6 protein-coding genes and 1 pseudogene are annotated in these 8693 nt (G+C 69.7%); 5 read left to right on the top strand and 2 right to left on the bottom strand.

All coding sequences use genetic code 11. The annotated features are described in order from the left end of the window. A pseudogene (locus tag G6026_RS01710) lies at positions 1 to 288 on the top strand (hypothetical protein); the annotation flags it as partial. Here the strand turns inward: G6026_RS01710 and G6026_RS01705 are convergent. Beyond that, on the bottom strand, positions 251 to 2431 hold the full coding sequence (locus G6026_RS01705; protein WP_182612062.1) for a prolyl oligopeptidase family serine peptidase: 2181 nt from the start codon (positions 2429 to 2431) through the stop codon (positions 251 to 253). The pseudogene G6026_RS01710 and the gene G6026_RS01705 sit on opposite strands and share 38 nt — an antisense overlap. Positions 2432 to 2599: 168 nt before the next feature. Between G6026_RS01705 and G6026_RS01700 the strand changes: the two genes are divergently transcribed. Beyond that, positions 2600 to 2752, top strand: a complete 153-nt coding sequence (locus G6026_RS01700; protein WP_182612061.1) for a hypothetical protein — start codon at positions 2600 to 2602, stop codon at positions 2750 to 2752. Positions 2753 to 2875: 123 nt separating this feature from the next. Further along, a complete protein-coding gene (lpdA, locus tag G6026_RS01695) occupies positions 2876 to 4270 on the top strand; it encodes a dihydrolipoyl dehydrogenase (RefSeq protein WP_182612060.1) in 1395 nt (464 codons plus the stop codon). Between the two features lie 141 nt (positions 4271 to 4411). Here the strand turns inward: lpdA and G6026_RS01690 are convergent, their stop codons facing one another. Continuing rightward, positions 4412 to 5188, bottom strand: a complete 777-nt coding sequence (locus G6026_RS01690; protein WP_107757381.1) for a hypothetical protein — start codon at positions 5186 to 5188, stop codon at positions 4412 to 4414. 226 nt (positions 5189 to 5414) lie between these two features. Here G6026_RS01690 and G6026_RS01685 point away from each other — a divergent pair, with 226 nt between their 5' ends. Together G6026_RS01685 and G6026_RS01680 are read left to right on the top strand one after the other, a co-directional pair. Next, positions 5415 to 6143 carry a beta-phosphoglucomutase family hydrolase gene (locus G6026_RS01685; protein WP_182612059.1) on the top strand — a complete coding sequence of 243 codons (729 nt, stop codon included), beginning with the start codon at positions 5415 to 5417 and terminating at the stop codon, positions 6141 to 6143. Continuing rightward, positions 6140 to 8641 carry a glycosyl hydrolase family 65 protein gene (locus G6026_RS01680; protein WP_107757379.1) on the top strand — a complete coding sequence of 834 codons (2502 nt, stop codon included), beginning with the start codon at positions 6140 to 6142 and terminating at the stop codon, positions 8639 to 8641. Before G6026_RS01685 ends, G6026_RS01680 begins: the two co-directional genes overlap by 4 nt. Positions 8642 to 8693 lie beyond the last annotated feature (52 nt).

Here is an 8693-nt window from a genome sequence, read left to right as displayed (position 1 = left end):
ATGCAGCCGGCGCGCGCCGATCTCGACTACCGGGAGGGCCTGACCCGCGTCACGGTCCCGGCGCTGTCGGTGGTGATCGCCGACGACCCACTCGCCCCCGAGAGCGCCGCTCGTGGGCTGCTGGCGATGCTCCCCGCCGCCCGGACCTGCCTCGAGGTGGAGCCGGAGGCGTTGGGCCACAACACGTGGGCGCGCACACCCGCGCAGGTGGTCGCCCGGGTGCTGGCCTGGATGGACCGGGAGGTGGCGCTCAGCCCACCTGGGGACGACGAGGCAGCCGACGCCTGAAGAACTCGTACGTGAGCACCGCCTTCCGGGCCTCCTGCGAATTGTCGGCGGCGCCGGCGTGGCCGCCCTCGACGTTCTCGTAGTACGCGACCTCGTGCCCGGCCGCCTCGAGCGCGGCCGTCATCTTGCGGGCGTGGCCCGGGTGCACGCGGTCGTCCCGGGTCGAGGTGGTCATGAGGACCGGGGGGTACGGGCCCTCGGTGGCCGGTCGGACGTGCTGGTACGGCGAGTAGGCGCCCAGGAAATCGTCCCAGTCGTCCGAGTCGGGGTCGCCGTACTCGGCCATCCAGGACGCGCCGGCGAGCAACAGGTGGTAGCGCCGCATGTCCAGGAGCGGGACCGCGATCGCGAGGGCCCCGAACAGTTCCGGGTATCGGGTCAGCATGACGCCCATGAGCAGGCCACCGTTGGATCCGCCGGTCGCCCCCAGCTGGTCGCGGGTGGTGACCCCGGTGGTCACGAGGGCCCGGGCGACGGCCGCGAAGTCCTCGAACGCGCGGGGCCGGTTCTCCCGGACGGCGGACTGATGCCACGAGGGCCCGTACTCGCCGCCGCCCCGGATCCCCGCCACCACGTAGGCGCCCCCTCCGGCGAGCCAGAGCGCCCCGCGCAGGGCCGCGTACGACGGTCGCATCGCCACCTCGAAACCGCCGTAGCCGTAGAGGATGGTCGGTCTGGGCCCGTCGGGCCCGGGGCCCCGCATCACGGTGTACGGCACTGAGGTGCCGTCGTCACTCACAGCCGTGTGACGGGTGACCTCGATGCCGGTGGCGTCGAAACGGTCGGGGGTGGACCCGAGTGTGGTGGTGGTGCCGTCCGCGCGGAGTAACACCAGCGAGGGCGGGACGATCGGACCGGAGACCGCCAGGACGGCGTCATCGGGGTGGGGGCGCTCGTTCCCGTCATCCTCGTCGTCGCCCCCGACGTCGCCCCGGCCGGACAGGCGGTCGCAGGACAGCACGTCCACCGACACGTGGTCCGGTAGCCCTTCGACCGGACGGGGCTCCCAGGCCCCGTCCGCCGACCCGGGGATCGCGTACGCCTCGAGACGGGACTCGGTGTCGTCGAGGATCGTCAGCAGGATCCGGCCCCGGCCCCAGGTCACGTCCTCGACCGTCGTGGAGGGGGTGGGGGAGAACAGCACGACGGGCTCGGGCAGTCGCGAGGGATCGGCGTCGACGGCGGACCACGGCACCACGAGGACCGAACCGCCGGGGTGGGATCGGCCCGCGACCTCGAGGTCGGTGCGCGGGCGCAGCAGCAGCCAGTCCCCGCAGGAACTCACCCGACAGTCCTCGGGCACCGGAATCCGGCGGGGCGCCGTGGTGGCGGGATCGACCCCCGGGGACCAGAACCATTCCTCGGAGGAGTGGAAGTCCGGGGCGCGACTGGCCGTGTACCGGCCCGAAGTGAGGTCGTACGAGGCCCCCACCGCCACGTCCTGCGTCCGCCCGGAGAAGATGACCGGGGCGTCGAGCGGGTCGGACCCGCGGTGCCACACCCTCGCCAGGCGCGGGTAGCCGGAGTCGGTGGCGTCCGATCCCTCCGGGTCCAGCGGTGAGGACAGCAGCAGCGTGTCCCGGTCCACCCAGGACACCGAACTCTTGGCCTCCGACAGTCGGAACCCGCCTTCGGACTCGGGGACGAACCGGCGGGTGGTCAGGTCGAACTCGCGGACCTCCACCGCGTCCGCGCCCCCGCGTGAGAGCCGAAGCAGCGCCCTGTCGTCGGCGGGACGCCGGACCACCGCTCCCGAATAGACCCAGTTGACCCCTTCCTCCGCCGCCAGGGTGTCCACGTCCACGAGGGTGTCCCAGGCCGGGTGATCGACGCCCGGAGCGCCACTGACCAGCACGGACCACGGCACCCGTCGCCACAGCCCGCGGGGATGGTCGGCATCCCGCCAGAAGGTGTAGGCGTACCGGCCCCGCAGGACCGGCCACGCGATGCGGTCGGTGGCGTCGAGGATCTCGAGGGCGCGCGCGTAGGCGGCCTCGGCCTCCGGGCCGGAGGCCAGGTCCGCGACGGTGCGGTCGCTACGTACCCGGACCCACTCGAGAGCCTCGGCCGAATCGACGTCCTCGAGGTGCAGGTACGGGTCGGCTGACGCGGGTGAGTTGTCGGGCGATACGGGTGAGGTCATGCCCCGATGATGCCGTGTGCGGCGTGGGGACATCCGTACCGGAGGTAAGAAATACACAGGCTCTTGTTACCGAGCCGTAGCGTCAGTACCATCAACGACATGCAGGGGTCGCCTGACCCGGCCATTCTCGAACCCCTCGGGAATGCACTCGATAAACGGAGATACACAATGGGTTCTCTCAGCCTCGGTTCGGTCACGGACTCCCTCGGCAACGCCACCGGTACCGGAAGCTCCACGCAGACGATCACCGACCAGATCGCCGATACCATCGGCAACCTCGTCGCCACGGCGCTGAAGTCGGTCCTGGGCAACCTGTCCTGATCGCACCCGACGCGGGTACCGTCGCCGCCCCTCCCCCCGGGAGGAGGCGGCGACGGTCATTTCGGGTGGGGTTCCGCATCGCTCCGGCTCATCCGGGCCGCCCGGAGCGCTACCCTGTGTGGCGTGGCTGACACTCATTACGACCTCATCGTCCTCGGCGCGGGCCCCGGTGGCTACGTCGCCGCAATCCGCGCCTCCCAGCTCGGCCTCAAAGTGGCCGTGATCGAGGAGAAGTACTGGGGCGGGGTATGCCTCAACGTCGGGTGCATCCCCTCCAAGGCGCTTCTCCGCAACGCCGAGCTGGCCAACACGGTGCTGCGTGAGGCCAAGACCTACGGCATCTCCGGTGATGTGTCCTTCGACTTCGGCGCGGCCTACGACCGCAGCCGGAAGGTCTCCGAGGGCATCGTCAAGGGTGTCCACTTCCTCATGAAGAAGAACAAGATCACCGAGATCGACGGCTTCGGCAGCTTCACCGACGACAAGACGATCGAGGTCGACGGCACCGCGTACACCTTCGACAACTGCATCATCGCCACCGGCTCCGTGGTCAAGACGCTCCCCGGAATCGAGTTGAGCGAGAACGTGGTGGACTACGAGGACCAGATCCTCTCCCGCGAGCTCCCGGACTCGGTCGTGATCGTGGGTGCGGGCGCGATCGGCATGGAGTTCGCCTACGTCATGGCCAACTACGGCGTCGAGGTGACGATCGTCGAATACATGGACGGCCTCCTGCCGAACGAGGACGCCGAGGTCTCCAAGGAGATCGCCAAGCACTACAAGAAGCTCGGGGTGAAGGTCCTCACCGGCCACAAGACCACCAAGGTCACCGACAACGGCGACTCGGTCGAGGTCGAGGTCGAGAAGAACGGCGAGGAGGGCAAGACCCAGACGCTGACCGTGGACAAGGTGCTGATGGCCGTGGGATTCGCGCCCCGCGTCGAGGGTTACGGGCTCGAGAACACCGGCGTGGAGCTCACCGACCGCGGCGCCATCGCGATCGACGACCACATGCGGACCAATGTCGAGGGCATCTACGCGCTCGGCGACGTCACGGCCAAGCTGCAGCTGGCCCACGTGGCCGAGGCGCAGGGCGTCGTGGCGGCGGAGACCATGGCCGGCGCGCCGACCCAGACGCTGGGCGACTACCGGATGATGCCCCGCGCCACCTTCTGTCAGCCGCAGGTGGCCTCCTTCGGGCTCACCGAGGCGCAGGCCCGCGACGAGGGGTACGACGTCAAGGTGGGCAAGTTCCCGTTCTCGGCCAACGGTAAGGCCCAGGGCCTCGGCCACGCGGTCGGGTTCGTCAAGATCGTGGCCGACGCGACGCACGGTGAGCTGCTCGGCGGGCACCTCATCGGCCCCGACGTCTCCGAGCTGCTGCCCGAGCTGACGCTGGCCCAGATGTGGGACCTCACCGCCGAGGACGTGGCGCGCAACGTGCACACCCACCCGACGCTGTCGGAGGCCATGAAGGAGGCCATCGAGGGCGTCAGCGGGCACATGATCAACCTGTAGGGCGCCGCCCGGCTCTGTCGGCGACAGGCCGGGGGCCGACGAGAAGAGCGTTCCGCGCACCGCCTCCGGGGCGACGTGCGCGGAACGCTCTCTTCGTATGACCGGGGTGCCGTCGCCGGCTGAGGTGCCGGCGACAGCCTGCTACTCGGCCGTCGCGATCTTGGCCATCTGCGCCTGGTAGATGGCATCCAGCGCGCCGTCCGCGGAGGGCAGGACCGGGTTGGCCGCCGGGTCGTTGCCGCGGGCCGCGTACTCCACGCTCACGGTGGTCTCGCGGGTGTAGCCGTGGATCGCGATGGCCCGGCTCAGCGAACGGGTGCCGTCGGGCCGGGTGGTGATGAAGTCGCTGGTCACCCGAAAGCCCTCGACGCCCTCGAGGGCTGGGGCGTCGTCCACGGTCATGACGAGCTCGACGTCCGGGTTGGTGGTGCTCCGCGAGGAGGTGCAGGCCTCGTACAGCGAGCGGTCCATGAAGTCGTCGAGCTTCTCGCCCACCATGCCGATCCCGAAACGGTGCTCAGTCTCGTCCTCCTCCGACTGCTTGTACCGCACCGCCGCGGTCAGGCCGTCGGTGGTCGCGAAGTTCGAGACCGTCTCCAGTCGGGAGACCCTGTCGCACGCCGGGTCCTCCATGAGCTGCTTGCCCTGGTCGGCGACGAGCTTGTCGACCGCCTCCTGGAGGAGAGCCGGCTCGATCACCTGCACCACACCGCCACCGGGGGCCTCGCCCTCGCCCAGGACCAGCTGGTCGAGAGGTGCCTGGGGCGCGGACTCGTTGACGGTCGTCGTGGTCTGGGCGTCGCCCGAGGCGTCGCCGTTCCCTTCGTCGTCGGACGTGCAGGCCGTCAGTGCGGCCGCGGTGACCAGTGCGAGGCCGGCGATCGCGACACGGCGGGGATTGCGGGTGCGAAGTCGCATCTCTCTCCTTCTAGTACAGAGTCATCGACCATAGTGCCACCGGGTACCCGACAACGGTGCATTGTCGCCCGCGTGGAGGCATGGTGATCCGCCCTCCACCCCCGCGCCTCAGTGAGATGGGCCGCACGGGGGGAGGTGATGGGCTCGGTCCCCGGGCCGGGTGTCTACCCTTGATGCGTCACCGGTTGAGCCCGATCGGCCCACCGACCCGGAAGCAGGATTCGACATGGACCATGACGGCATCGATGCTGTGCTCTTCGACCTCGACGGGGTCATCACCCCGACGGCCGAGAAGCACATGCAGGCGTGGAAGCGGATGTTCACCGCCTACTTCGCCGACCGCGGGATCGCCCCGTACTCGGACTCCGACTACTTCCACTACATCGACGGCAAACCCCGCGTGGAGGGTATCGCGTCGATGCTCGCCGCGCGCGGCATCACCCTCCCCGAGGGCGACGACGAGGACTCGCCCGACGCGGACACGATCAACGGCCTGGGTCAGCGCAAGAACATCGTCTTCCGCGAGCTGCTCGACGAGGGGATCGAGCCCTACCCGGGGTCGGTCGCCTACCTCGACGCCCTCGACGCCGCCGGGATCGCCTCCTGCGTGGTCTCCAGTTCCAAGAACGCACGCCCCGTGCTCGAGGCGGCCGGATTGCTGGACCGTTTCGAGGTCATCGTCGACGGCCTGCTGGCCCAGGCGGATCGGATCCCCGGCAAGCCCCGCCCGGACACCTACCTTCGGGCCGCAGAACTGCTGGGCGTGCCCGCGGGCCGCTGCGCGGTGATCGAGGACGCCGTCTCGGGCGTGCAGGCCGGCGCCGCCGGCGGGTTCGCGCGCGTCGTCGGTGTGGATCGCGGTGCGGGGCGTGAGGTACTGCTCCGAGAGGGTGCGGACATCGTCGTCGACGACCTGGCGGACCTCATCCCCGGGCTGACGGAGGCACGGTCATGACACCCGTCCCCCCCGGACGCGGCCCGGTCCACGACACGATCGGGCAGTCCGTCCCCGGCAACATCCGGACGACCTACGGCGTCAACCTCCGCAGTCACCTGGAGGTGCCGGAGATCAACCGCTCCACACACCCCGCGGACCCGTGGCGCTGGGTGGAGACCAACCCCAAAGCCACTGCGCTGGGCGTCTCCGAGACGCAGTTCGCCGTGGCCAACGGGTATCTGGGCATGCGCGGCAACCCGGAGGAGGGCCGCGACTCCCACACCCACGGCACCTACGTCAACGGATTCCACGAGACCTGGCACATCCAGCACGCCGAGGACGCCTTCGGGTTGGCGCGCGAGGGCCAGACCATGGTGGAGGCCCCCGACACCAAGACCATCCGCGTCTACGTGGACGACGAGCCGCTGCGCGTGAGCGAGGCCGACCTCGAGCACTACGAACGCAGTATCGACTTCCGCGACGGGATCCTGCGCCGCGAGCTGACCTGGCGGACCCCGGCCGGCAAGAAGGTGGTCATCCGCACCACTCGCATGGTCTCGATGGTGGAGAAGCACCTCGCGGTGATGACCTACGAGATCGAGCTCCCCGAGGAGCCGGCGCCGGTCGTGATCTCCTCGCAGGTCCTCAACCGGCAGGACGGCGAGGACGAGTACCACTCCGCCGAGACCGTGCCCGAGGGGTTCGATCCGCGCCGGTCGGACGGCTTCGACCACCGGGTGCTCGAGCCCGTGGTCTCCGCCGGCCAGCGCGGGTACCAGGTGCACGGGTACCGCTGCGCCAACTCCGGGATGTCGATCGCCGTGGCCGTGGACCACGAGGTCGAGACCGAAGACGAGATCGCGATGAGCGTGGAAAGCGATGACGACGCGTCCAAGGTCGTCTACCACGCCCACGTCACGCCCGGCCGCGTCCTGAGGCTGACCAAACTGGCCGCCTACCACACCTCCGAGAAGGTCCCCGCCGGTGAGCTCGCCGACCGGTGCGCGCGAACCCTGTCCCGGGCGCGCGACCGCGGAGTGGAGGACCTGCAGCGCACGCAGCGCGACTGGTACGACCACTTCTGGCACCGCGGGGACGTGGAGGTCGACGGCCCGCCCGAGACCCAGCAGGCCATCCGATTCAACCTGTTCCAGCTGGCCCAGGCCTCCGCGCGCGCCGAAACCTACGGGATCGCCGCGAAGGGCGTGACCGGGAGCGGCTACTCGGGTCACTACTTCTGGGACACCGAGACCTACGTCCTGCCGTTCCTCACCTACACGATGCCGCGCTTCGCCCGGAACGCCCTGCGCTTCCGTTACTCGATGCTCGACAAGGCCCGCGCCCGCGCCCGCTTCCTGTCCGTGAACGGCGCGCTCTATCCGTGGCGGACGATCAACGGCGAGGAGGCCTCCGCCTACTACGAGGCCGGCACCGCGCAGTACCACATCAACGCCGACATCGCGCACGCGATGGTCAAGTACCTGTGGGCCACCGGTGACGAGGAGTTCATGATCCGCGAGGGTGTGGACGTGTTGGTCGAGACCGCCCGGATGTGGGTCTCCCTCGGGTTCTTCGCCGAAGACGGGTGTTTCAACATCCACGGCGTCACCGGGCCCGACGAGTACACCACCGTGGTGGACAACAACCTGTTCACCAACGCCATGGCGCGGTTCAACCTGGCGGCGGCGGCGGTCGCCTGCAAGCGCATCGCCGAACTGGGTGACGGCCGGTGGGCGGCGATCTGCCGGCGGCTGAGGATCGACGACGGCGAGATCGCGGAATGGCGGCGTGCCGCCGAGAACATGGTGATCACCTATGACGAGACCCTCGGCGTGCACCCGCAGGACCAGGACTTCCTGGCCAAGGAGGTCTGGGACCAGGATCTCGAGCACCCGCGTCGCCCGTTGCTGCTGCACTTCCACCCTCTGGTGATCTACCGGCACCAGGTGCTCAAGCAGGCGGACGTGGTGCTGGCGATGTTCCTGCGGGGCGACGAGTTCACCGAGGAGCAGAAGCGGGCCAACTTCGAGTACTACGATCCGCTCACCACGGGTGACTCCACTCTCTCGGCGGTCGTGCAGTCGATCATCGCCGCCGAGATCGGCTACTGCGACGAGGCCTTCGAGCACTTCTCCAAGGCGCTCGTGGTGGACCTGGCGGACGTGCACGGCAACGCCGCACACGGGATCCACGTGGCCTCGGCGGGTGGGGTGTGGTCGGCGCTCGTGAGCGGGTTCGGCGGGATGCGCGACTACCGCGGCGACATCTCGTTCGACCCCCGGGTGCCGGCCGAATGGGGCGCGTTGACGTTCCGGCTGACCGTGCGCGGAACGCACGTGCGGGTCCGGTGCACCCACACGGAGATCACGATCGTCAACCTCAACGGTGCGGATTTCGACTGCACCGTGCAGGGGCGGGCGGTGACGGTCCCCGCCGGCGAGACGCTCTCGTTGGAGCTGGACGAGCGGGCGCGTGCCTGCCTGACCCGCGCCGAGACCATCGCCGGGGAGCGCTGAGGGCAGCGCCGGGGCGGGGAGGCTGAACCGGGGAGCAGAGGCCCGGCGCCCG

It is taken from the genome of Dietzia sp. DQ11-38-2 (assembly GCF_014145055.1).
In the GTDB taxonomy this organism is placed as follows: Bacteria; Actinomycetota; Actinomycetes; order Mycobacteriales; family Mycobacteriaceae; genus Dietzia.
The sequence above is the reverse complement of the archived record's forward strand: the minus strand, read 5'-3'. Positions and strand labels throughout refer to the sequence as shown.

Excerpts from the sequence above, each read along its gene's own strand:
- G6026_RS01690 (WP_107757381.1), bottom strand. The coding sequence starts at position 5,188 with ATGCGACTTCGCACCCGCAATCCCCGCCGTGTCGCGATCGCCGGCCTC.
- G6026_RS01700 (WP_182612061.1), top strand. The coding sequence starts at position 2,600 with ATGGGTTCTCTCAGCCTCGGTTCGGTCACGGACTCCCTCGGCAACGCC.
- G6026_RS01680 (WP_107757379.1), top strand. The coding sequence starts at position 6,140 with ATGACACCCGTCCCCCCCGGACGCGGCCCGGTCCACGACACGATCGGG.
- G6026_RS01705 (WP_182612062.1), bottom strand. The coding sequence starts at position 2,431 with ATGACCTCACCCGTATCGCCCGACAACTCACCCGCGTCAGCCGACCCG.
- G6026_RS01685 (WP_182612059.1), top strand. The coding sequence starts at position 5,415 with ATGGACCATGACGGCATCGATGCTGTGCTCTTCGACCTCGACGGGGTC.